This is a genomic window from Dysosmobacter welbionis, from assembly GCF_005121165.3.
Lineage (GTDB): Bacteria > Bacillota > Clostridia > Oscillospirales > Oscillospiraceae > Oscillibacter > Oscillibacter welbionis.
In genome coordinates, this window is sequence record NZ_CP034413.3 from 2,196,264 (window position 1) to 2,221,642 (window position 25,379).

18 protein-coding genes are annotated in these 25,379 nt (G+C 58.9%); 16 read left to right on the forward strand and 2 right to left on the reverse strand.

Going from position 1 to position 25,379, the window contains the following annotated elements; genetic code table 11:
* Positions 1-307: 307 nt before the first annotated feature.
* The 16 genes from EIO64_RS11675 to EIO64_RS11745 all read left to right on the forward strand — a co-directional run bounded on the left by EIO64_RS11675 (position 308) and on the right by EIO64_RS11745 (position 21,888).
* Entirely contained in the window at positions 308-4,969 is a 4,662-nt protein-coding gene (locus tag EIO64_RS11675) for an InlB B-repeat-containing protein (protein ID WP_158629782.1), read from the forward strand.
* The gene (locus EIO64_RS19240) at positions 4,963-5,040 is read left to right on the forward strand and encodes a hypothetical protein (protein ID WP_429835888.1); all 78 of its coding nucleotides are present in this window, start codon (positions 4,963-4,965) and stop codon (positions 5,038-5,040) included. Before EIO64_RS11675 ends, EIO64_RS19240 begins: the two co-directional genes overlap by 7 nt.
* Before the next feature lie 650 nt (positions 5,041-5,690).
* Positions 5,691-6,572 carry a MurR/RpiR family transcriptional regulator gene (locus tag EIO64_RS11680; protein WP_119310431.1) on the forward strand — a complete coding sequence of 294 codons (882 nt, stop codon included), beginning with the start codon at positions 5,691-5,693 and terminating at the stop codon, positions 6,570-6,572.
* A 199-nt stretch (positions 6,573-6,771) separates the two neighbouring features.
* Positions 6,772-7,542: an ABC transporter ATP-binding protein gene (locus EIO64_RS11685; protein ID WP_119310432.1), complete on the forward strand. Its 771-nt coding sequence runs from the start codon at positions 6,772-6,774 to the stop codon at positions 7,540-7,542.
* A gap of 11 nt (positions 7,543-7,553) precedes the next feature.
* On the forward strand, positions 7,554-9,233 hold the full coding sequence (locus tag EIO64_RS11690; protein WP_021748045.1) for an ABC transporter permease subunit: 1,680 nt from the start codon (positions 7,554-7,556) through the stop codon (positions 9,231-9,233).
* Positions 9,230-10,213 (forward strand): ABC transporter substrate-binding protein, encoded by a 984-nt coding sequence (locus tag EIO64_RS11695; protein ID WP_119310433.1) that lies wholly within the window; start codon positions 9,230-9,232, stop codon positions 10,211-10,213. Before EIO64_RS11690 ends, EIO64_RS11695 begins: the two co-directional genes overlap by 4 nt.
* A gap of 34 nt (positions 10,214-10,247) precedes the next feature.
* Entirely contained in the window at positions 10,248-11,354 is a 1,107-nt protein-coding gene (locus EIO64_RS11700) for a 2-aminoethylphosphonate--pyruvate transaminase (protein ID WP_021748043.1), read from the forward strand.
* Positions 11,351-12,124, forward strand: a complete 774-nt coding sequence (gene phnX, locus EIO64_RS11705) for a phosphonoacetaldehyde hydrolase (protein ID WP_136891376.1) — start codon at positions 11,351-11,353, stop codon at positions 12,122-12,124. Before EIO64_RS11700 ends, phnX begins: the two co-directional genes overlap by 4 nt.
* Positions 12,125-13,074: 950 nt before the next feature.
* Entirely contained in the window at positions 13,075-14,574 is a 1,500-nt protein-coding gene (locus tag EIO64_RS11710) for a helix-turn-helix domain-containing protein (RefSeq protein WP_158629783.1), read from the forward strand.
* 5 nt (positions 14,575-14,579) lie between these two features.
* Entirely contained in the window at positions 14,580-15,182 is a 603-nt protein-coding gene (locus EIO64_RS11715; RefSeq protein ID WP_136891378.1) for a hypothetical protein, read from the forward strand.
* Complete coding sequence (locus EIO64_RS11720; RefSeq protein WP_136891379.1) at positions 15,182-16,033, forward strand: sensor histidine kinase; 852 nt, start codon at positions 15,182-15,184, stop codon at positions 16,031-16,033. The genes EIO64_RS11715 and EIO64_RS11720 overlap by 1 nt, the downstream gene beginning before the upstream one ends.
* Before the next feature lie 186 nt (positions 16,034-16,219).
* The gene (locus EIO64_RS11725; RefSeq protein ID WP_136891380.1) at positions 16,220-17,233 is read left to right on the forward strand and encodes an ABC transporter substrate-binding protein; all 1,014 of its coding nucleotides are present in this window, start codon (positions 16,220-16,222) and stop codon (positions 17,231-17,233) included.
* Positions 17,234-17,370: 137 nt separating this feature from the next.
* Positions 17,371-18,873, forward strand: a complete 1,503-nt coding sequence (locus EIO64_RS11730; protein ID WP_025544018.1) for a sugar ABC transporter ATP-binding protein — start codon at positions 17,371-17,373, stop codon at positions 18,871-18,873.
* Complete coding sequence (locus EIO64_RS11735; protein WP_309452332.1) at positions 18,874-19,905, forward strand: ABC transporter permease; 1,032 nt, start codon at positions 18,874-18,876, stop codon at positions 19,903-19,905.
* The gene (gene yjfF, locus EIO64_RS11740) at positions 19,902-20,903 is read left to right on the forward strand and encodes a galactofuranose ABC transporter, permease protein YjfF (RefSeq protein ID WP_021748032.1); all 1,002 of its coding nucleotides are present in this window, start codon (positions 19,902-19,904) and stop codon (positions 20,901-20,903) included. The genes EIO64_RS11735 and yjfF overlap by 4 nt, the downstream gene beginning before the upstream one ends.
* A gap of 85 nt (positions 20,904-20,988) precedes the next feature.
* Positions 20,989-21,888, forward strand: coding sequence for an AEC family transporter (locus EIO64_RS11745; RefSeq protein ID WP_136891381.1), 900 nt, complete (start codon positions 20,989-20,991; stop codon positions 21,886-21,888).
* Positions 21,889-22,302: 414 nt separating this feature from the next.
* On the opposite strand, the gene EIO64_RS11750 is transcribed toward EIO64_RS11745, so the two are convergent.
* Complete coding sequence (locus EIO64_RS11750; RefSeq protein ID WP_158629785.1) at positions 22,303-25,068, reverse strand: S-layer homology domain-containing protein; 2,766 nt, start codon at positions 25,066-25,068, stop codon at positions 22,303-22,305.
* On the reverse strand, positions 25,065-25,352 hold the full coding sequence (locus EIO64_RS11755; protein WP_136891383.1) for an S-layer homology domain-containing protein: 288 nt from the start codon (positions 25,350-25,352) through the stop codon (positions 25,065-25,067). Before EIO64_RS11755 ends, EIO64_RS11750 begins: the two co-directional genes overlap by 4 nt.
* Between the last annotated feature and the right edge of the window lie 27 nt (positions 25,353-25,379).

A 25,379-nucleotide genomic window follows, 5' to 3' on the forward strand; every position in this document is an offset into this window, starting at 1 on the left:
GAGGAGCGGGTTTATCACTCCACAGCCTGCATAAGCATATAAGCATTACTTATGCGCTATACGTACTGTTTCCAATGGAGAGACGGAGGGGGGCGGCGCGCTTCCCCGGCTTCATCCAGCTAAAAATAATTTGATTCAAAATAATATTATGTCTTATTTTTTGCTTGTTTTCTGCGAAGTCATGAAGTATGATAGGGGTGTAAGAGACCGGCGTCCTCCAAAACGGTATATACCGTTTTTATTTCCGCTTTGCGGAAATAAGGAGCTTTGTTTTCCGGCGAAAATAACAGAAGAAGGAGCGAGAAAGATGAAAACAGGTAAGAAACTGCTGGCTCTGCTGTTGGCGGTCGTCATGACGATGAGTCTGCTGACCGTGGGGGCGTTTGCGGAGGAGACCCCTTCGTCCGAGACGCCTTTGGAGCAGCAGGATTCCGGCAGCGGGAACATCCCGGACGATCCGGCAGAGGGACCTGCGGATGACCTGACAGGCAATTCTGAGGATGGGGCCGCAGGCGAGTCCGACGCAGCCCTGACGGCGGCAGACACTTCGTATGTGGCAGAGGTCGACGGTCAGCAGTATGAAACACTGCAGGCTGCTGTTGACGCTGTGCAGGGCAGCGGCACGATTGAATTGACGAGCAGTATTGCATTGTCAGATCAGGTGACCATTGACAGCGGAAAGACGATCATTTTAGACATGAATGGTGAGACGTTGTCTATTGGCTTTTCGGACAGCAGTAAAAATTTGATCGTAAACAATGGCACACTTACAATTACAGGCGACGGTACCTTTGATGCAACTGAGGCGACAAGCTACAAGGGCTTCATCAATAACTATGGCACGTTGACTGTGGAAAACGGAACATTTCAGATAGCTGATAAAGCCATGACCGTTCATCTGAGAAATCAGGATGGCGGTAAGGCTGTGATTAATGGCGGAACTTTTAGCGGTGGGGCAACGATTGTTCGCAGCTTTGAAGGCTCCAATACGACAATTACCGGCGGAAGCTTTACAAATAGTGTTTATCCCGCTGTTGATGTAAACGGAGAAACGCTGATTACCGGCGGAATTTTTACGAATACGTCTTGCAGCAGGTGCGATAGCCAAAATTGGGGATATACGGTCCGCAGCGGCGTGGACAACGATCCTGATGCCAAGCTGACGATTACGCCGTCGTCTGAGGGAAGCGTTGTTGTGACCGGCACGCAGGGAGCCCTTAGTGCGACCGCTGGGACAATGGAAGTCAATGGCGGCAGCTATAAGACGGTAGATTGCGCCCAGAAGCATGGCGCTGTATTCTATGCGCTTTATGTGGCCGGAGAAGCCGGTGCCGTACAGGTTGTTGTAAATGACGGTACATTTGTGACGGAGGGGAAGCAGACTGCCGTTCTGGTTGGAAACAGCAACGACGGGGGCCTGAAAGAACAGGCGGGTCTCCAAATCAGAGGCGGTCAATTCAGCGCACCTGAAGGAATTCCGGCCTACAAGGTAGATGTAGCCTTGGGCGGATTGAACATCACTGGCGGCACATTCTCCAGCAAAGTCGATGAACAGTATCTGGCCGAGGGCTATGTGCAGAACGCCAACGGCGAGGTCGGCTCCCGGGAAGAGATGATGGTTGCCGAGGTCACAACCGCAGAGGGGGTGGAACAGTATACCTCCCTGGCAGAGGCTGTGGAAGCGGCTGCGGACAAGTCTGTCATTACGCTGCTCAAAGATACAGAGGGCGACGGAATTGTGATCGATACATCCAAAAAGAACCTGACGATCGACTTCAATACCCACTCCTATACGGTCAGCGGAAGCACGGTGGGGTCTTCCGGTACAGAAACCAACGCGTTTCAGTTCTTGACGGGTGGTTCCCTGACGCTGAAAAACGGGTCCATCATCTTTGCCAATCAGAAGACCCTGCTGATCGGCCTGCAGAACTATTGCAACCTGACGCTTGAGAATATGGTGATTGATGCCAGTCAGGCAAGCGCACCCTGTCAGTATGCGATTTCCAATAACTGCGGTACTGTTCAGTTTATCGGAAATACGAGTATAAAGGCATATAAAAACCAAACGGCTTTTGATTCCTGCAAGTTTGGCAGTTACGAGATTCCCACGGTGAAGATCAATACCACAGGCACCATTACCGGCGATATTGAATTGAGCGGCGGCAAGCTGGAGATTTCTGCCGGCACGTTTGAGGGAAATATTCGTACGGTCAGCGGTTACGCAAAGGGTGATGCAATCATCACCGGCGGCACGTTCTCCAGCGATGTGAGCAAGTATCTGGCCGAGGGTCTTGGACAGGATGCCAACGGTACTGTGGGCAAGGTCGAAGAGGGATTTGCTGCCGTCAGAATCGGCGATACCTATTATCAGACGCTGGCCAAGGCCATCACCGAAGCAAAAGAAAATGATACCATCACGTTGCTGAGAGAGGTGGATCTTGGCAGCGACAGAGTTACGATCAACAAAGCGGTCACTCTGGATCTGAATGGCTGCACGCTTACAAGTTCTAACGCGACCAATACGCTGTGGCTGGAAGCCAGCCGTGTGACCGTTCAGGACAGCAAGGGGAACGGCAAGATCCAGAATACTGGCTCCGGCAGCAACAATATTGCAGTTGTTGTCAATGGTCAGGGCACTGAGGCGTATTTCAAAAGCGGTACGGTTTCCGGCAACTATGCCGTCTTTATTCAGAACGGAGCAAAGGCCGTAATTGACGGCGGCAAATACACAGGCACCTATGGTATCAACACAGTTGGTACAAGTGATGAGGCAAACAAAACCGCTGTGGAGATCAACGGCGGGGAGATACAGGCGGTCGCATTTGCGGTTGCCGGAAATGGCTCTGCCGACTATACGGAGACAGTGATTACCGGCGGCAGACTGGAATCCACTGAGGGAAATGTCATCTATCATCCCCAGGTAGGCGACCTGACGATCAAGGGTGATGCAGAACTGATCGGCCCGAACGGCGTGCAGTATTGCGGCGCCGGTACGCTGACCATTGCTGAAAATGCTGTGATTACCGCAACGCTGCCCTTTACGGAATTTCCCACCAAGCCCGCTTCCCAGGGGGATGGCAGCACCGATGATGGCGCGGCCCTGTCTGTTGTTTCCCGCGGCGGCGGTTATCAGGGCGAGGGGCAGACCATGACCGTGAATATCACCGGCGGTACGCTGACCAGCCGCAACAATGCGGCGATTGCCGTATACCGTTTGGAACGTGTAAACGGCCAGTGGACAACAAATGAGAATACCAAGATTGTCAGCTACCTTGCGGCGCTGACAGTCAGCGGAGGCAACTTCTCTGCCGGCAGCAAAAAGGACGCTTTTGAGATTGATACCCAGGCTGCCGACAAAATCAGTGTTACCGGCGGCTACTTCACCTCTGATCCCAGCGATTACGTACCGGAAAATGCGGAACCCAAGCTCTTTGTGGTCGCTTCCGACAAGACGGGCTACGCCTACATGGTGACCACCACGAAGCCTACGGAGGTCGATCCCATTGTCACGGAGAAGACGGAGACTGAAGTAAGCGAGAGTATCGAGCTGGAAGACCAGAAAAAGATCGAAGCGGTCATCGACAATGCGCAGGTCAGCGGCGTTTCTGACGCGGTGACGGAGTCCGCGCAGAATGCCATTATCAATCAGGTGGAGGGAGAACTGAAGCCCGAGGACAAAGTGGTGGTGGAGATCACCGTGAGTCTGACCGCCGATAAAGCGGATTTGACCACAGCGGACAAGATGTATGTCTCCTATAAGGCAGAGCCTGTGGCGAAGGTCATAGTCAACGACGAAAGCGTAGGGAAAGAGATTCCCGTAACCAACGACTATCTGGACGGCCAGACCCTCATTGAGGTCCGCCTGCCGATTCCGGCGGACTTGGAGCCCCAGGAGATCATGCACATTGCGGATGACGGCACCCGTGAGCGATATCTGAATGGTTCCGGCTTCACTGTGGAGGATGGCTGCGCGGTGCTGCATGTTAAGCATTTCAGCACCTTTGTGCTCAACGGCCAGCTGACAGTTGCCGCCAAGATCGGTGAGAGCGAGTACGGCACGCTGCAGGAGGCTGTGAACGCCGCGAAGTCCGGCGATACCATCGTTTTGACGCAGGATTGTGACGAGAAGATCTCTGTCTCCGGTAAGAGCGTGACCATTGACCTCGATGGACACACTTATGATAAGGACAAGATCACGCTGGGCAGCCGCTGCAGCATGAGCGTGAGCGATGGTAAGATCACGATTACTTATTCCGCTCCCTCCGGCGGCGGATCCTCTTCCTCCAGCAGCGGTGATTATACCGTCAGCGTGGAGAACAGCAAGCACGGCACCGTCACCGTCAGTCCCAAGCGGGCGGACAAGGGCGATACCGTGACCATCACCGTCAAGCCCGACAATGGCTATGAGCTGGACGAGTTGACTGTCACCGACAAGGACGGGGACACTGTGAAGCTCCAGAGCAAGGGCGGCAACAAGTACACGTTTACCATGCCCGGCAGCAAGGTCACTGTGGAGGCCACATTCACTCTGGAGAAAGAGGAGAACCTGCCCTTTGCCGACGTGGCGGAGGACTATTGGGCCGTGGAGGAGATCACCTGGGCCTATGAAAACGGCTATATGAACGGTGTCAGCGCCGAGCGGTTCGCCCCCGGCAGCACGGTGACCCGCCAGCAGCTGTGGATGGTTTTGGCCCGTCTGACGGAGTTCAATCCCTCCAACATGACCGAGGCGCAGCACTGGGCCGTGGAGAGCAAGATTTCCGACGGCAGCAACCCCGGCGGCGCCCTGACCCGCCAGCAGATGGTGACCATCTTGTACCGCTGGGCGCAGCAGATGGGCTATGACGTGTCCGGGCGGGCCGATCTGTCCGCGTTCCCGGACAACGCCTCCGTGGCCGCTTACGCCACGGAACCCATGACCTGGGCTATCGCAGAGGGATCATCTCCGGCACCACTGAGGGCCTGCTGAACCCTGCCGGCACGGCCACTCGCGCCCAGTTTGCGGTGATTTTGTACCGGTTCTTTGAAAATGTGATGTAAGTACCATGCTTTGCTTCAGGGCGGTCCTTCGGGGCCGCCCTGTTTTTCTGTCCGATGGCGGGATGCAAAGCCGTCAAGATACGAGATGAATGGATATATCTCCTGCATGTGCCGCAATGTCTATGAAACTCCCTGGGACGCACTGTGCGTCCCGGGGAGTTTCGGGCATAGAGGGGCGTCCCATGAAGTCGCTGGCCGTACGGCAGGACACGGCAGCGAGGGGCCAGACAAGGAGCAAAGAGGGATCCATTCAACCGTTAGGCCGGCGGCGGTTCCTGAAATAGAGCCGGAGGGCGGCAGGCAGACGCGATCCGCTTCTCTGCATGTCAGCTTTGACGGCCCAAGGCAGGAGGCTGGACCTCGTCCGGAACTGCCGCTGACATGCAGATGGAGGGGATGTGTTCCTTCCCGAGGGGGACCTGCTCCTTGATGGAAGAGAATCCTTCCAGCACAGCTTTAACTTCGATTTTACAAACAGGGGGTGGAGCGACCCCCGCCTCTCCCTTTATACTGGTATCAACCGACGGGCCGGCCTTGTTGGAGAAAAATATTTCGCCTCTTCTACAAGCGGCCGATTCCCGCTGAGGGGGGCTTTTCATGAGAACAGGCACCGCCTTGTAAGTTTGCTACGGGATAGGAGAGATCAGATCATGCGGCAGGATATTCGGGTTTTGGACCGGGTGCGCGGCGCCTACGCCTCCCTGCGGCCATCGGAGCAGCGGGTGGCGGACTATGTGCTGAAGGACCCGGAGACCTGTACCCGGTGCACCATTTCAGAGCTGGCAGACCAGGTGCAGGTGAGCCAGCCCACAGTGATCCGTTTCGTGCAGGCCCTTGGATTTGACGGCTACCGCAACTTCAAATACTGCCTCATCCGGGACCGCAGCGGCGGCGCGGCCCGGGAGGCCTGCTTCGACCACTTGGGAGGCTTCGACTTGAAGCCCTGGGACCAGCTGGAGGACCTCCCCCTGAAAGAGGTTCGGGTGTCCGGCGGCCTGCTGGAGGAGGCACTGAAGTCCCTGTCCGTCCAGGAGCTGGACCGGGCCGTGCGGATGCTTGCCACTGCCCGGACCATCGACATCTACGGGGTGGAGAACTCCTGCACGCCGGCCAGTGATCTCCTGACCAAGCTGACCTATCTGGGGCTCTGCTGCCGGATGCACACCGACGCCTATCTCCAGCAGATCGCCGCCGCCCATCTGGGGGTGGCGGACGTGGCGGTAGCCTTTTCCCACTCCGGCTGCTCCATGGATACGGTGAAGGCGCTGAGACTGGCCAGAAGGGCGGGGGCAAACACCATCGCCGTCACCAGTCGGAAGAATCCTCTCTTGGCCAAGTACGCCGACGTGTGCCTGTATACCGGGGGAGAGGACACTGTGATCTACGGCACAGCCATCTTCTCCCGCATTCCCGATCTGGCGGTGGTGGATCTGCTGTACATGGGGATCATTCAGAGCGACTATGAGCGGTTCTCCCGCAGTCTGGACAAAAGCGGAGCGGTCATTGCCGACCGAGGCTATCCGGAGGCGTGAGATTCCCCGGCGGGGGCTTTCTTTGTAATTTTTCTACAAGGAAGGCCCCCTGTTTTTGATGCCTTTTTACGTTTCTCTAACGGAAAATTAAACCTTTTACGCTTGTTTTGCGGAGCTGGAATTTGCTAGGATTACACCGTCGCCGGACGTGCGGCGGCGCCCACAAGAACTTTTGAAACCGAGAAAGGAGCGGTTTTTCATGCTGGAACTGGAGCATATCCAGAAGGCATTTGACGGCGTGCCTGTACTCAAGGACCTCTCTCTCCAGGTGGAGGACGGAGAGATCGTCTCCATCCTGGGGCCCTCTGGCTGCGGCAAGACCACCCTGCTCAATATCATCTTGGGCATCGTGGATGCCGACCAGGGAGAGATCCGATACAGCGGGGAGGATCTGACCCGCACCCCCATGGAGAAGCGGGGCTTCAACATCGTCTTTCAGGACTACGCCCTCTTTCCCAATTTAAACGTACAGCAGAACATCACCTACGGCCTGCGGAACAAGCCCGGCATCTCCTCCCGGGAGGAGGTGGATGAGCTCATCGACCTGCTGGGCCTGCGGGAGCACCTGGGCAAGCGCATCGACCAGCTCTCCGGCGGCCAGAAGCAGCGGGTGGCCCTGGCCCGCACCCTGGTGATGAAACCCCGGATTCTCCTGCTGGACGAGCCCCTGTCCGCCCTGGACGGAGTCATCAAGGAATCCATCAAGGACCGGATCAAGACCATCGCCCGGGAGTACCACCTGACCACCATCATCGTCACCCATGACCCGGAGGAGGCCCTCACCCTGTCCGACCGGGTGCTCATCATCGATCAGGGGTCCATCTCCCAGTACGCCAGGCCGGACGAGATCGTCCACCAGCCCAGGAACGACTTTGTGCGCAAGTTCATCCTCCGCCAGCTGGAGATCAAGCGCGGCAATATCTACGCCCTGTTCGGCGACCGCCCGCAGCTGGCCGGCGAGGCTGTTTGAGGAAAGGCGCCATGAGACGGAAAAATTGGGAGCTGAAGGGGATTTTCTGGATCATCACCCTTCTGTTCGTGGGCTTCCTGGCCGCCCCCATCCTCCTGCTGCTGGGCAAGTCCCTGGTGGGGGAGGGCGGATTTACCTGGGAGTTCTATGCCTCGGTGGTGACCCGGGAGGGATTTCTCACGGCCCTTGGCAACAGCTTTGCGGTGGCGGCCGCATCGGCCGTGACGGCCACGGTCATCGCCTTCCTGATGGCCTATGCGGTCCACTACACCGGATTGCCCAGGTGGGCCAAGCGGCTCATCACCGCCATCGCGACCCTGCCCATGTTCCTGCCCACCATCACCTATGGCTTTGCCATCATCTACTCCTTCGGCAAACAGGGGCTGCTCACCCGCCTGCTGGGGCGGCAGTTCTTTGACATCTACGGCTTCGGCGGGCTGCTGGTGGGCTATGTGATCTATACCATTCCGGTGGCCTTCCTGCTGATCCACAACACCATGGGTTTTGTGGACAAAAAGACCATCATTGTCTCCAAGGCCATGGGGGACCGGGACCTGGCCACCTTCTGGATCGCCATTCTTCGCCCCCTGCTGGGAACTCTGGCGGGCGCCTTCATTCAGGCCTTCTTCCTGTGCTTCACCGACTTCGGCATCCCCGCCTCAGTGGGCGGCGGCTATGAGGTCATCGCCACCCTCCTCTACAACCAGATGCTGGGCGGCATCCCCGACTTCAACCGGGGGGCGGTCATCGCCATGATCCTGCTCATCCCCTCCATCGGCAGCATCTGCATCCTGCAGCTGCTGGAGCGGTTCAATATCCGCTATACCCGCATCTCCCAGGCGGACCTGCGGAAGAACCCCCTGCGGGATACGGGGTGGGGCGTCTCCAGCACGGCGATCTCAGTGGCCATCCTGTCTATCTTCGCGGTGATCTTTGTGGTCCCCCTGGTGGAGGAGTGGCCCTATCAGACCAGCTTCTCCCTGGAGCACTTCGCCGCCGTATTCACCGACAGCGAGCTGATTACCGTCTACTGGCACTCTCTGGTGATGGCCCTGCTCACTGCCTTCCTGGGCACTCTGGCGGCCTACGGCGCCGCCCTCATCACCGCCCGGAGCACCTTGCCCCCGCGGTACAAGCGGGTCATCGAGAGCATTGCCCTGGTGACCAACGCCATCCCCGGCATGGTGCTGGGTGTGGCCTATCTGTTTCTCTTCTCCGGCAGCGGCCTGCAGAATACCCTGCTGCTGATGATCCTGTGCAACATCGTCCACTACTTCTCCACCCCCTATTTGATGATGAAGAACTCCCTGTCCAAGATGAACGCCGGCTGGGAGACCACAGCCATGCTCATGGGGGACAGCTGGCTCCAGACCATCCTCCGGGTGGTCACCCCCAACGCTCTGTCCAGTCTCATCGAGGTGTTCAGCTACTACTTCATCAATTCCATGGTCACCATCAGCGCCCTCATTTTCATCGCCGGGGCCCGGACCATGGTTCTCACCACCATGATCAAGCAGCTGCAGTACGTGAACCGCTTCAACGAGGTGTTCGTCCTCTCCCTGCTGATCCTGGCCACTAACCTGATCGCCAAGGGGCTCTTCTCCTGCCTGGCCAGCTATAAGGCATCCCATCCGGTGAAAGAGCGCCGTTCCATCCAACTCTTTGGAAACAGAAAGGAAGCAGTCCAATGAATTTCAAAAAATACCTCGCCCTGGGAACCGCCCTGACCCTGACCCTTCTCGCCGGCTGCGGCAGCTCCGGCTCCGGCGATGACCAGATCGTCATCTACTCCAACGCCGATGAGGAGGCCGTCACTGCCATGGAGAACGCTCTGGACGCAGGCGGCTATGAGGGCAAGTATATCGTGCAGACCTACGGCACCTCCGAGCTGGGGGGCAAGCTGCTGGCCGAGGGCACCAACCTAGAGGCGGATCTCGTGACCATGAGCACCTTCTATCTCCAGAGCGCCCAGGAGCAGAACAACATGTTCCTGCCCCTGGACTTTGAGGTGAACACCCTGGAGGAGGTGCCTGACTACACCGCCCCCATCACCTCCCAGGAGGGGGCCATCATCCTGAACACTGAGCTGATGGCCTCAGAGAACCTGCCCACTCCCACCTGCCTGAAGGACCTGGCTGACCCAGTGTACGCCGGACAGGTGGCCGTCACTGACATCCAGTCCTCCTCCACCGCATGGCTGCTGATCCAGGCCCTGGTGGACGCCTACGGCGAGGACGGGGCCGAGGAGACGCTGGCCGCCATCTATGACAACTGCGGCGCCCACATCGAGACCTCCGGCTCCGGCCCCCTGAAGCTGTGCCGGGCCGGCGAGGTGGCCATCGGCTTCGGTCTGCGCCACCAGGCAGTGGCCGACAAGGCTGACGGCCTGCCCATCGACTACGTGGACCCCACGGAGGGCAACTTCTCCCTTACTGAGTCCGTGGCCGTCCTGGACAAGGGGGAGGACACCAACCCCCTGGCCATGGAGATGGCGCGGTGCATCATAGAAAACGGCCGCGCCGAGCTGATCCAAACCTACCCGAATCCCCTCTATGAGGGCGAGACCGCCGACCCCGCCAACCAGTCCGACTACCCCAGCATCTTTGACGAGCCCCTGACCTTCGAGCTGTTCACCGCCCACCAGGAGCTCTCCGAACGGGCCAAGGGCTGAACTGGCTTGTCTGTGAGAAAAGGAGGAACCGACCATGAATACCTATAAACTACTGACCCCCGGGCCCCTGACCACCACCGACACGGTGAAGGAGGAGATGCTGGTGGACCGGTGCACCTGGGATGACGACTACAAGGCCGTCACCCAGAAGATCCGCCGCCAGCTGCTCCAGCTGGGGCACGTGTCGGAGGATGACTACACGGCCGTCCTGATGCAGGGCAGCGGCACCTTCGGAGTGGAGAGCGTCCTCTCCAGCGTGGTGGGGGACGAGGACAAGGTCCTCATCTGCTCCAACGGGGCCTACGGGGTGCGCATGACCCGGATCTGTGACCGGAACCGCATTCCCTATGTCCACTACGCCGAGAGTTATGACCACATCCCCGACCCCGCCCGCGTCGCCCGTCTGCTGGCTCAGGACCCGGCCATTACCCACGTGGCCATGGTCCACAGTGAGACCACCAGCGGCATCCTCAACGACATCCAGTCCGTGGGCAAGGTGGTCCGGGACGCCGGGCGGACCTTCATCGTGGACGCCATGTCCTCCTTCGGCGGGGTGGATATCCCCGTCTCCGACTGGGGCATCGACTTTCTGGTGTCCAGCGCCAACAAGTGCATCCAGGGAGTACCCGGCTTCTCCTTCATCCTGTGCCGCCGGGACAAGCTGCTCTCCAGCGAGGGCAAGGCCCGCTCTCTGTCCCTGGACCTGCTGGACCAGTGGAAGGGGATGGAGAAGGACGGCAAGTGGCGCTTCACCTCCCCCACCCATGTGGTGCTGGCCTTCTCCAAGGCACTGGACGAGCTGGAGGCGGAGGGGGGCATCCCCGCCCGGCACCGCCGCTATGCCGAGAACAACCGCCTGCTCATTGAGAAGATGCGCGCCATGGGATTTGCCCCATACATCGACGGGAGCCGACAGGGCCCCATCATCACCACCTTCTTCTATCCCGCCGGGGTACCCTTCCAGTTCTCCGAGTTTTACACCTACATCAAGGAGCGGGGCTACGTCCTCTACCCGGGCAAGCTCACCGATGCAGATACCTTCCGGGTGGGCAACATCGGAGAGATCTACCCGGAGGATATTGAGAAACTTGCTTCCATCATCGCCGGCTTCCTGGCTGCCCATAAGGAGGAGATCGCATGATCCAGGCCGTCATCTTTGACTGGGCGGGCACCACTGTGGACTACGGCTGCTTTGCCCCCGTCCAGGCCTTTCAGGAGGCCTTCGCCCACCACGGCGTGCCGGTCACCCTGGAGGAGACCCGTAAGCCCATGGGTATGCTGAAGCGGGACCACATCCGCACCATGCTCCGGATGGAGCGCATCGCCCGGGCCTGGGAGGAGACCCACGGCCGCCCCGCGGGGGAGGAGGACGTGGAGGCTGTGTACGCCCTGTTTGAGCCCAAGCTCTTCTCCATCCTGGACCGGTTTTCCACACCCAAGCCGTTTGCGGTGGAAACAGCGGCCGCCCTGCGGGAGATGGGGCTGAAGATCGGCTCCACCACCGGCTATACCGACTCCATGATGCACATTGTCGCACCCAAGGCCGCCCGGCTGGGCTACGCCCCCGACTTCTGGATCAGCCCCGACGGGGTGGGCGGCAGGGGCCGTCCCGATCCCTACATGATCTTTGAAAACCTGAAGGCGCTGGAGGTCCCCAGTGTGAAGAACGCCGTGAAGGTGGGGGACACTGTCTCCGACATCCGGGAGGGGGTCAATGCCGGCGTGTGGTCGGTGGGGGTCATCGAGGGCAGCTCCGTCCTGGGTCTGAGCCAGACAGAGTACGAGGCCCTCACTCCGGAGGAGCGCAGGGATGTCTGCCGCCGGGCAGAGGAGACCTTCCGCGCCGCTGGAGCCCACTTTGTGCTGAACGATTTGTCCCAGCTGCCGGAGCTCATTCGGATGATCGGGTAATCACAACCCAAGTACATCTCAACTGATGCTGCCCCCAGGCCATGCAGATGGAGAAAGCGACAGCAGCCCATAACCCGCAGGCCGTTGGTTCAAATCCGGCCCCAGCAGCCACAAAGCCGTCTGATTTTTTAAGAAATCAGACGGCTTTTCCGTGCATAAAGAGAACTGCCGGAACAGCCGGAGGTTCCCCAAAGCCTAAGCTCTGAAAAAGCATCCTCCTTTGCTGGAATGGAAGAGAGCTGCCAACCACCGGAACGAACAAAAGGAGGAATCAAGTCCGGATGAAATCTGAATGGGCGTCATCAATGAATGGATTTGGCAGTTAAGTGAGAGAAAGGCAAGGGACCTTCTGGAAATCAGCTATGTGGGCCGTAGACGTGTCTCCTACCATTTCCGGTTCTCAATTCGAGCCGATTGACTGGACTGAAAAGCGCTCAGAAGCAGCCGTTGCAGGCACTGGGCCGGACTGTGCTGCCCACGATTCTCGTACCATTAAGATTTTGCCGGCAGGTCAGAAGAACAAACTCTCTATGTGAGAGGTGTGCCGGCTCCCGAAGTAAGACTTAGCGGCCTTCGGCTCCAGGTTTGTGGCTTTGCTTGGCCGGAACAGCGGGATCCTCCGCCGGACTGATTGCGCCCGAAGACCCCAATATTTCATTTCCGGGCATTGAATATTTCGCCTCACAAAGCCGTCGCCCCGATAGCTCTCTCCCCACGAACCGGGACGATGGAGGGGCCTGTCCGTGCGGCGGTTTGCATATACGCCGACAGCCGGAAAATCCGCAAAAATGATTCAGCACCTTTTCTTTTCGACAAAATACGATATAATAAAGAAAAACGCCTGTTCCACAGCCGGGACGCTGCCTCTCCGTTTGCATGGAATGGATTCGGTGGGATTTGCCGGCGGGAGCTGTTTGAAATTCAGAACACTGCGTATGGGGAGGAGACTCATGATTTCGCTGTTTCTTGTTGAGGATGAGCGGATTGCCCGGGAGAGTATCCGAGACAATGTTCCTTGGCAGGAACACGATATCCTGTTCCTGGGGGATGCGCCGGATGGAGAAGTCGCTCTGCCGCAGCTCCTGGAAAAACGGCCGGATATTCTGCTGACGGACATCAAGATGCCGTTTATGGACGGCCTGGAGCTGGCCCGGATCGTGCGGAAGGAGCTGCCGGATACCCGCATCATCATCCTCAGCGGACACAATGAATTTGAATATGCCAGAAAGGCCATCACCCTGGGCGTAAATGACTATCTGCTCAAGCCTGTCTCCAGCAGGGATATTCTGGAAGCCGTGGACCGCAGCAAGGCGCAGATTTTGGAATGCCGCGCACGGCGGATTGAGCGGCAGAGCCATAGCATCACACAGCGGGAGCTCTTTTTCAGCAATCTGTACAGCGGCATCCTGATGGGACCGGCGCAGATGCTCCAGCGTGCGGCGCAGCTTGGGATCTCTTTGGCTGCAGGAGCCTACCAGATCATCCTGACGGAGCTGGACGGTGTGATACCGGATCGGGAGGCGCTGCGGGACAAGCTGTATGCCGCGCCAATGGCATACGGCTCCGGCTTTGATGGGGAGCGGGCCACGTTCCTGCTGCTGGCGGAAGACGCGGCCGGGCTTCCCCCAAAATTGCGGGAGTTCTCTGCATGGCTGGAGGCGCTGGCCGGGCAGGAGGGACTGAGCGTGCATCTGCTGCCTGGAAAACAGGCGGCCCGGCTCAGCGACCTGCCGAAAGCATACCATCTGCTGACGATTCAGAAAAAGCAGCGGGAGTCCGCAGACAGCAAGACGCTGTCCCACTCCACCTCCTTCCAGCGGGACACCCTGCTGGACTTTTTGCGGACTGGGAAGCCGTCTGCACTTCCGTCATTTTGGGCCCACTACCGGCCGACCATCGAGTCCGGGTATTCCTCCTTTGTCTATCGCTGCTATCTCTATACAGAGCTTTTCTTTGTGGTCCATGAGTTCTGCCAGGAAAACCGGATCCCCCTTCCGGAATCCCTGCGCCAGGAGGATCTGCTGGAAAAGCGTATTCTGCTGACGAATTCCGTAGATGATTTCCTGACGCTGGCTTGCCAGCTCTGCGAAGAGGTGATGGAGGTCCGCCCCGGGGGCAGCCGGCACACGCCCTCCGCAGAGCAAGCCAGAGCGTATATCGACCGCCACTATATGGACCCGGAGCTGTCCCTCTCCTCGGTTGCGAATGCAGTGTCTGTAAGCCCCAACCACCTCAGCACGCTTTTCAAATCCAAAATTGGCGTCGGGTTCAGTGAATATCTGACGGAGGTCCGAATTCGCCAGGCCAAACGCCTGCTGATTACCAGCGATCTGCGGGTCAGTGAGGTCGGAGAACGGGTGGGGTATCAGAATATGGAGTATTTCAGCATGCTGTTCAAGAAAAACACCGGGCAGACGCCCAGCCAGTACCGCCGCTCCCACACGCTATGAGACGGATGAGTCGTGCAGCCGGCGCCCTGAAAACCGCCCTGGGCCGCCGTGGGAGCATACGGAGCAAGATCCTGGCGGGGTTTACGGTCATCCTGGTGGGGATGTTGAGTATCAACCTGCTGGTTATCGGCCTGTCCCACCACTTTTTGGGAGAATACCATATCCTGGCGGAGCGGGTCATTTCCGCAAACAAGCTGATCCCCACTGTCCGGGATGACGTGAGCCTGGACGCCTATTATCTGGTGGCGGGGCGCCGCACCCTGGAGACGACCCAGCTCTTCCACCACATGGAGGAAATTCGCCAGGGGCTGTATCTGCTGAAGCAGGAGAACAATTCTGAAAACGGCCGGATCCAGCTGCAGATTGCCACGCGCACCTTCGGCACCCTGCAGCGGTACTGTCAGAAGCTGGGGCAGGAGATTGATGCGGACGTGTCCCTGGAACTGCAGAATGTGACGCTGGAGCAGATTCGGGATGTCTCCGCCCTGGTGTACAACCAGATTGAGGAATACATTTATCTGGAGCTGCTCTGGGGGGAGTCCATTGATCAGATGCTCCAGACCGGATTTCAGCTGCTGCTGCTGGGGATCTGGCGGCGGTGGTGCTGATGGTGGCGGTTCTGGCATTTTTGCTGATGCGCATCAACCGGACCATCAACGACCCCATCCAGGCGCTGGTGGAAAACACCCGGCGGCTGGCGGAGGGCGACTTTGATGCCCTGATGGAAGATGCCGGGGAGAATGAGGTCACCATCCTCAACAAGAGCTTCAACCGCATGGCGGCAAAACTCCAGCGCCTGATGGAAAAAGTGGAGGAGGACACCCGCACCCAGGAGCAGCTGGAGCTGCGGCTGCTTCAGGAACAGATCAATCCCCACTTTCTCTACAACACGCTGGAGATCATCGTCTGGCTGGCGGAGTCCGGGGATAAGGAGCAGGTCATTCAGGTGGTCCAGTCCCTCTCCCGGTTTTTCCGGGTGGTCCTCAGCAAAGGCCGCGCAGTGGTGTCCCTTCAGGAGGAGCTGTCCTGCATCCAAAGCTATCTCTATATTCAGAAAGTGCGCTATGCCGATATCCTGAACTATGAGATCCAGGCGGAGCCCGAAGCCTTGGACTGCCGGATCCAAAAGCTGAGCCTGCAGCCCCTTGTGGAAAACGCGCTGTACCACGGCATTGAAAAGAAGCGGGGGGGCGGCACCATCCGCGTCTGCGCCGATGTGAAGGACGGCTGCCTGGTGGTTCAGGTGGCGGACGACGGCTGCGGCATGACGCCTGAGAAATTGGAGGAAGTGCAACGGGAGGTGGCCGGAGATCTCGGTCAGATCTCCGAGGGCGGGTTTGGGCTGCCCAATATCCAAAAGCGCATTCAGCTGGCCTATGGAGCGGATTACGGCATTCACGTGAGTTCTCGGCTGGGCTGCGGGACCCGGGTCACGCTACAGATTCCGGCAAAATCGTAAAAAAGCTGAGAAGCAGCAGAAAAAAGCAAAAGTCCGGCTTTCCGGCCGGACTTTTTTCTGTAAAATTCAAATAAAAACCCGTTGGAGCGCCTCTTTTCAAAGGTGGAGGCGTCTTGTATATTATTTAACACAGGGCGCGAGACCGCCCATTCGGAAGATGAAGAAAGCGAGAAAGGATTGAAAGGTATGAAACTGAAGAAATGGTTGACCGGCGTTTTGGCCGCTGCGATGGCCCTGTCTCTGGCCGCCTGCAGTGATGGAGGCGCGGAAAGCGCCGATGCCGGCAGTGAGGACAGCATCACCCTTGGATTTGCCCAGGTCGGTTCTGAGAGCGAGTGGCGCACTGCCAACACCGACAACATCAAGGCTGCCGCGGAGGCCGCCGGCGTGACCCTCCAGTTCTCCGACGCACAGCAGAAGCAGGAGAACCAGATCAAGGCCATCCGCTCCTTCATCGCATCTGACGTGGATGTGATCTCCTTCTGCCCCATCGTGGAGACCGGCTGGGATACGGTCCTGCAGGAGGCCAAGGACGCCGGGATCCCGGTGGTCCTGGTGGACCGCGGCGTGACTGCGGACCCCTCTCTGTATGTGACCCACATCTTTGCCGACGCCCTGAAGGAGGGTGCCAATGCCTTCAATTGGGTTGACGAGTATATGACTGCTGAGGGCAAGACTCCCCGTGCCGGCGGCGATCAGTTCCAGGTGGCGATTCTGGAGGGCACGGTCGGCTCCTCCGTGGCCGCCGACCGCCTGCAGGGCTTCAACGATGCCATGGCCGAATCCCCCAACAGCGGCAAGTACAACGTCATCTGTTCCCAGACCGGTGAGTACACCCGTGCCAAGGGCATGGAGGTCATGGAGTCCTTCCTGAAGTCCGACGGGGACAAGATCGATATTCTCTTCTCCTGCAACGGCGATATGGCTCTGGGCGCTATTCAGGCCATTGAGGCTGCCGGACTGAAGCCCGGTGAGGACATCGTCATCGTCTCCATCGACGCCGCCAAGGGCGAGTTCAACGCTATGATCGAGGGCAAGATGAACTGCGCCGTGGAGCACACCCCCAACTTCGGCGAGACCCTGATGGAAACCGCCAAGAAGATTGTGGCCGGCGAAGAAGTACCCGCCACCATTGAGCTGGAAGAGGGGATCTTCCCCGCTGACATTGCCGAGCAGGAGCTGCCCAACCGCACCTATTGACCGGCTTTCGCCAACCGTTCCATGATCCCGCGGGCGGGGGATGTCCTCCCCGCCCGCGGACTGTTTTGCCCTGGCTCCCCAGGGCCTCCGGCGGGATGCCAGACCCGCCGAATCCAAGACAAAGGATGTGATGACCTGTGGCAGAAGAAGCCCTGTTGACAATGCGGGGAATCTGTAAATACTTCCCCGGCGTCCGCGCGCTGGAGAATGTGGATTTCACCCTGCACTCCGGTGAAGTCCACGCGCTGGTCGGCGAAAACGGCGCGGGAAAATCCACCCTGATTAAGGTCCTGACCGGCGTCCACGCAAAGGACGGCGGCAAGATCGCCATGGAGGGCAGGCCCATTTCCCCCTCCAGCCCGCTGGAGGCCATGAAGTGCGGCATTTCCACCGTGTATCAGGAGGTCAACCTGTGCCCCAATCTGAGCGTGGCGGAGAACATCTTTATCGGCCGTGAGCCAAAAAAGGCGGGCGGCATCGACTGGAAGACCATCAACCGCCGGGCCGCGGAGCTGCTGACTACGCTGAATCTGAACATTGACGTGACAAAGACGCTGGGGAGCTACTCGGTGGCCGTCCAGCAGATGATTGCCATTGCCCGTGCGGTGGATGTGGACGCAAAGGTGCTGATCCTGGACGAGCCCACCTCCTCCCTGGATGAGGAGGAGACCCAGCGCCTGTTCGCAGTGGTCCGCAAGCTGAAGGCCCAGGGCCTGGGGGTCATCTTTGTCTCCCACTTCCTGGATCAGATCTATGAGCTCTGCGACCGGATCACGGTGCTGCGCAACGGTGAGCTGGTGGGCGCCTATGCCGTGGCGGAGCTGCCCCGGGTGGAGCTGATCTCCAAGATGATCGGCAAGGAGCTGGGGGATATTCAGAGCATGGGCAAAAACACCGCCCTGTGCGGGGACGAGGTGCTGATCGAGGCCGACGGACTCTCCGCGTTCGGCCGTATCCAGGATTTTGACCTGCAGATCCACAGGGGCGAAGTCGTGGGCTTTGCCGGCCTGTTGGGCTCAGGCCGCACGGAAACGGCAGAGCTTCTGGCCGGCGTGGCCAAGCCCGAACAGGGCGCACTGCGGATGAACGGCCGGGAAGTCCATTTCAACTCCCCCCTGGACGCCATGCACCACAAGATCGCCTTCTGCCCGGAGGACCGGAAGATCCAGGGCATCATCGGGGACCTCTCCGTCCGGGAGAACATCATCATCGGCCTTCAGGCCAAAAAGGGCATGTGGAACCACATCCCCCTGAAGGAGCAGGAGCGGATCGCCGACGAGTACATCAAGCTGCTGCAGATCAAGGTCTCCTCTCCGGAGCAGCTGATCCGCAACCTCTCCGGCGGCAACCAGCAGAAGGCCATCATCGCCCGCTGGCTGGTGACGCAGCCGGATCTGCTGATCCTGGATGAGCCCACCCGCGGCATCGACATCGGCACCAAGACGGAGATCCAGAAAATGGTGATCCAGCTGGCCCGGGAGCAGCACATGTCCATCATCTTCATCTCCAGCGAGATTGACGAGATGACCCGCACCTGCACACGCCTGGCAGTCCTGCGGGACCGGCGGAAGGTGGCGGAACTGACCGGCGACGACATCAACTCCGACCGGGTGATGGCAGCCATTGCAGGAGGTGCCTAAATGATGGGAAAAGTGAAAAAGGTGACGTCCAACCACCTGTTTCTGCCGCTGTTTGCCCTGGCTCTGCTGCTGGTGTTCAACGCGTTTGCCACCCCCGGCTTTTTTGCCATTGAGTTCCAGAACGGCCAGTTTTACGGGCGCATTATTGACATTCTCAACCGGGCTTCGATCCTGGTGATCTTGTCTATGGGCATGACCTTCGTCATCGCCACCGGGGGCATCGACATCTCCCAGGGTTCTGTCATCGCCATCTCCGGCGCCATCTGCTGCTCCCTGATCGGCGGAGCAGGGGACGGCACCGCCAATATGCCGCTGCTGCCGGCCTGTCTGATCGCCGTGCTGGTCTGCGCCCTGTGCGGCGTGTGGAACGGCTTCCTGGTCTCCAAGCTGAAGATCCAGCCCATGGTGGCCACACTGATCCTGCTGACCGCCGGACGAGGCATCGCCATGCTGATTACCAAGGGGCAGAATGTCACCGTGTACTATGAGCCCTTCACCTACATCGGCACCACCATTCCCGGCAGCCCCCTGCCTACCACCATCTTCATTGCCGCCCTCATGGTGCTGTTTGTGGTTCTGATCCAGAAAAAGACGTCTGTGGGACTGTTCGTCCAGGCGGTGGGCATCAATGCCAACGCCGCCCGGCGCACGGGCCTCAAGGTCTCCTCCATCATCTTTATGGTGTACGTCTTCTCCGGCATCTGCGCCGGCATTGCCGGACTGATGGAATCCTCCATGATCGCGGCGGCGGACCCCAACAACGCCGGCCTCAACATGGAGATGGACGCCATCTTGTCCGTGGCCCTGGGCGGAACGCTTCTCAGCGGCGGCAAATTCTACATCGGCGGCTCCATCATCGGCGCCATCACCATCCAGACGATGACCACCACGCTGTACGCGCTGGGCGTCTCCTCGGAGCAGCTGCCGGTATACAAGGCCCTTGTGGTCATTTTGATCTGCCTCCTCCAGTCCGAAAAATTCAAGGGTGTTCTGGAGAAGCGCACAGCAGAAAAGGCGGTGAAGCAGAGATGAAGCAGAAGAGCAGCCTGAAAGACCGCCTGGTCGGTTCCCGGTATTTTTCCTTCGGCATCACCCTGAGCCTGTTCGTGCTGCTGTATGTGGTCGGCATGATGAACTACCGGGGCTTCATGAAGCCCCAGGTGTTCTGCAACCTGCTGATCGACAATGCGGCCCTGATTATTGCCACCATCGGCATCACCTTTGTCCTGCTGATCGGCGGGATTGACATCTCCATCGGCTCTGTGGTGGCGCTGACCTGTATGTCGTCGGCGCAGATGCTGCAGAACACGGGCCTGCCCGCGCCCGCCGTCATCCTGATCGTGCTGGCCATGGGGGCTGTGTTCGGCCTGGTCCAGGGCTGGCTGATTACGGAATTCAACATGCAGCCCTTCATTGTCACGCTGGCGGGGCAGTTCTTCGCCCGCGGCATGACGGCGATCATCTCCCGGGAGACGATTGTTATTGACAATCCCGTGTACACCTCGCTGGCGTCCGCACGGATCTATGTCCTGCCCGGCGGATTCATCTCCGTGGGCGTGGTGATCGCGCTGGTGACGCTGGTTGCGGCCACATTGGTGCTGAAGTTCACCCGATTCGGCCGGAACATCTACGCGCTGGGCGGAAATGAGATGTCTGCGCAGCTGATGGGCCTTCCCACCAAACGGACGAAAATCCTCGCCTACGTGGTGTGCGGCTTCTGCTCGGCGCTGGCCGGTGTGGTCTACTCCCTCATCATGCTCTCCGGGTATCCCCTCCACGCCGTCAGCATGGAGATGGACGCCATCGCCTCCTCCGTGATCGGCGGCACGCTGATGTCCGGCGGCGTGGCCTTCCTGCCAGGCACCCTTCTCGGCGTGCTGATCCAGGGTGTGATCCAAACCTTCATCACCTTCCAGGGGACGCTCTCCGCCTGGTGGACGCGCATCATCATCGCCCTGCTGCTGTGCCTGTTCATTGTGATCCAGGCGGTGGTCAGCCGCAGCCGGCAGCGCCTCAACTCTGAGCACTGATTTTTCCCAATCTTCTTTTCTTCTTTTTTCCGGCACAGTCACCAGGCACGTCCTGGTGGCTGTGTCCATTTCAGGAGGTTTCGGCATGGACGCTTTACTCATCAAAACCGGCGGGCTGCTGCTGATCGTGGCGCTGGGATACCTTCTCAAGAGACGGGGCGTCTTTCAGCAGGGCGATGCCCGTCTGCTGTCCAGGATCATCGTCAACCTGACGCTGCCGGGGGCTCTCCTCTCCAGCTTCAGCGCGTTCAGGCTGGTTCCGTCCCTGCTGGCGGTTCTCGCCGCGGCAGCAGCCGCCAATGTCCTGCTGCTGGCTGTCTCCGCCCTGGTGACCCGGGGGCGGCCGGGGCCCGTCCGGGCGCTCTACCTGCTCAACGCCCCCAGCTACAACATCGGCACCTTTGTCCTGCCCTTTGTGCAGAGCTTTCTGCCGCCGGACATGCTGCTGGCCGTCTCCATGTTTGACGCGGGCAACAGCCCCTTCAACTGCGGCGGCGCCTATGCACTGACGGCCGCCCTCACCGGCGGGGAGCGCCTGACGGTCCGCTCCGTTCTGGGCAGAATGCTCCGCTCCGTGCCCTTCGACACCTTTTTGGTCATTCTGCTCCTGGGGCTGCTCGGCCTGCGCCTGCCGCAGCCGGTTTACACCGTGGCGGGGATGTTCGGCCAGGCCAACGCCTTTCTGGCGATGCTGATGATCGGATTGCTGCTGGAGCCGCGGATTCCGCAGGAGAGCCGGTCCGACGTTCTGCGGGTGGTTCTGCTGCGCTACGGATTCGGCCTGGCGGCCTCCGCCGTCTGCTGGATGCTGCCGCTGCCTGCCGGGATCCGGCAGGTGCTGGCGCTGAGCCTTCTGGCGCCGGTGCCCTCTGTCTCCCTGGCCTACTGTGAGCGGTGCGGCTGTGATTCCGGCGCCGTGGGGGCGATCCACTCCCTCTGCATCCCCATCAGCCTGGCCTTTACGCTGCTGGTGTGCCTGATGTGATGGGACGACGCCTATTGCCGTTTGCCCGCTGCGTTGTGCTCCGGGCAGGGGGCAGCTGCGGCCTCCAGGAATTTTCCTGGAGGCCGCGGCTGTTGGGAAGATGGACGCTTGCGTGTCTGGATTTATGGGCTGTTTCTGCCGGGGCGGCGTGGCGGCCCTTTGCGTCCTGTAAAAAATTCTTGGCTGTTGTCCTGGAGGGCGTAAGTCTGACAGGGAGACAGCTGTCCCAGAGAGGAGGGCGCAGATTTCCAGCTTCGCTCCCGGAGGGGGAGGAAAAGAAGAGTCATTCGTATGGAGGTCAACAGCGGCCACACACTCTATCTATGCTGGTTCGACCTTGGAAGTCTGGGCGCGAAGTAAATATGCCCCCCGGCTCTAAAGAGCCGGGGGGCGCAACAGTTTTCAGGTAATTCTTTACTTGGAAACGGTCACGGTGATATCGGTGGCAATTGCGCCGACATTGTTGATTGTGATGGTCTGGGTCTTGTTTCCGGTAGCATCACCAATTCCGCTAGCAGTGACAGGGACCTTGGAACCGTCAGTGCTGTTAGCATTGAACGTGCTGCCGAAGGTGCTGGTGTTGTGAGTCAGAACGATCTTAACCTGACCCTTCGCCGCAACATACTCAGAACCCTCTGCAATTTCCACACTGATGGTTTTAGCATCAACCAGAGCCTGGACATCAGCGTCCAGCTTCAGGTTGACAACATAAACCTGGGTGGCCGTCACGGTGGCGTTCTTCACGGTGCCGCCATTGGGCTTGGTGTAAGTCCACTTTGCAGTGCCGCTAACATCCTCAACGGAGATATCGGTGCAGCCCTTGTCCTGCAGGATGGCGATGATGTCATCCTCACTCAGAGTGATCTTGCCGGCCTCACGGTAGTACTCGATGGTGGTGGTGGAGCCCAGGGACACATCACGGACCTCGATATCCTTGCTCAGCTCAGGCTTATCGTCGCCAGAGGACTTGTCATCGACTTCCTCGATCACCAGGAACTCGACCAGGTACTCGTCCACAACAGCATAGACCTTGTCGTTGCTGTCCTTGGCGATGGCGCGATAAGAACTGGTCTCAATATTGCCATCCTCGTCCACATAGAAGATCTTGGCGTCGTCGGCCACGGTGATGGTGTAGTTGGTGTCATCCTTGTGGTTCGCAGTATCCAGCAGGACCGTGTAGTCGGCGGAGATCTTGTCAATGCCAGCGCCGGTCAGGTACTCCTTGCCGGAGTCACCCTCGCCATCGATGAAGGACACATAGCCGTGATCGCCGTTGGTAGAGACCTTGGTAATGATACCATACTTGTCAACGGAGTAGTTCTTGTACATGCCGTTGAGGTTCTTGCCCTGGTTCTCGTCCACCTTGACGGTCTGGACCTCGCCGTTGACGATGGCCTGATACTCGAAGTAGTCGCCGTCCTTGTCGTGGATCAGGTTGGAGACAGACTCCTTGGCCAGGAACAGGGTGGTGTTGCTGTCGTCCTCGATGGCAGAGCCGTCCTGAACGAAGATGAACATGATGGTGGCCATCTTGCCGCTCTTGCAGTAGGCATAAGACTCAACCTTGGTCGTGCTGCCGTCGATGCTGGGAGCGTTCTTGATGCCGGTGTAGACCGTGTAATCATCGCTGGTGTCGTTGTACACCACGAACACAGTGCTGCTGTTGGTGGTCACGGTCTTGCCGCTATAAAGTGTGACAGTGGCCTTGTCGTTCTCCATGGAGAAGTCGGTGTTGTTACTTGTGTAATCACCGATATCAGTATCAGTGGGGATGTTCTCGCTGGTGAGAGTTGCCTTGACAGCCTTCAGGGTGTAGTCGCCGTCCTCGTCCACGCGATAAGTGACGATGGTGCCGTTATCAATCTTATCGTCGCCGTTCTTGTAGTTTTCGGTGGTGTCAACAACCTTTTCCGTGCCGTCGGCAAAGACCAGCAGAGCGCGGTTGTTGGAGAAGTCACCCTTGTCCTGCGTATTCATCAGCAGGGCATAGTCGCCAATCTCGTCAACTTCCTCGACATAGATCAGGTAGCCATAGGCGTCCAGATAGACATCATAGTCCTCGTCCACGCTGACATTGCCAATGTCCTCGCCGGCGATGTTCTTGGAAGCGGTGTAACGGGTGCCGTCAATGGTCAGAGCCTTGCGCTCGTCCTCGTCCTTGGCATTGTTCTCAGCCCGGGTCACGGTGCCGGAGACCTGCTCAGCCAGAGCCACGGACTTGACCTCGTCGGCAGACTGAGAGTAGGTGTACAGGACATAGGCGTCATCCTCGAACTCTTCGACGGTCTCAAAGTCCTGAATGCCGTTCACACCGTCGGGCTTCACATCCTCAACAGCGATCTCCACATAGGCGTCCTTGTTGCCCTTGGCAGCCACGGAACGGTTGATGGTGCCCACATAGGTGTTCACCATAGTGATCACGACGGTGTCGTCGTCATCATCATAGAAGACCTCGGTCAGAACGCCGTTGGCGCCGAACTCGGTGTCGTCGTCGTTCTTGGTGATGTCAACAGCCTTGTCCTTCAGCTCAGCGCCGTCCTCATAGACGGTGACGTCCTTCTTGTCCACGCTGCTGCCCAGGTCCAGGTCGGCATAGATATCGTCCACGGCGACCTTGGCGGTGTAAGAAGCGTCAGCCTCCTTGGCGTAGGTGCCGATCTTCTCGGCCTTCAGACGCCACACGTTGGCGGGACGGGCGAAATCATCCGTGCCGTCGGACAGCTTCAGATCGTCGAAGTAACGCTCGGCGAACTGCATCTTGTTGTCCTCGCTGATGCTCTCGTTCTTGTCGTTGTTGACAACATCCTTCCGGCTGGAAGTGGTGTTGATGGTGATGTCACCCACAACGATGGTGTTCTGCTGGTCATACTCCACCATGGTGGCCTGCAGCATGTTGAACGCATACAGGGCAGCCTCCTGGCGGGTCACGGCCTTGGAGCCAACGAACTCGTCGTTGCCGTCGTCCAGGCCAATGCCCACGGCCTGCTTGATGACGGACACGGTCCAGTTGGGGCCGGTGTAGCCCTCGATGGAGCTGTCATAGCCCAGAGCGCCCAGCAGCATCTTCATGAACGCGTTGCCGCTCAGGGTGCCGGTGGGACGGAAGGTGCCGTCAGCGTAGCCGCTGATGATACCCTGCTGAGAGCAGTAGGTGATGTAGCCCGCGAAGGTGTTGGTCACGGGAACATCCTTGAAGGGGCGGTGCCTGCGCTCAGAGCGGAGGCAGTGGTGGGGCCCAGGATCAGGTTGCAGATGATCTTGGCGGCCGCACCGCGGGTCAGGACATCATCGGGACGGAAGTCGCCGCCGGAATAACCGTCGACAACGCCCAGAGCAGAGATCACATCCACAGCTTCCTTGTAGGTGATCTCGCTGTCGTCCGTGAAGTCCTTGGCGCCGGCGCTGACGGTGACCAGAGACATGGTCATCACCAGAGCAAGCACCAGAGAAAGGAACTTCTTCATTTGGGATTTCTCCTCCTTTAAAATATT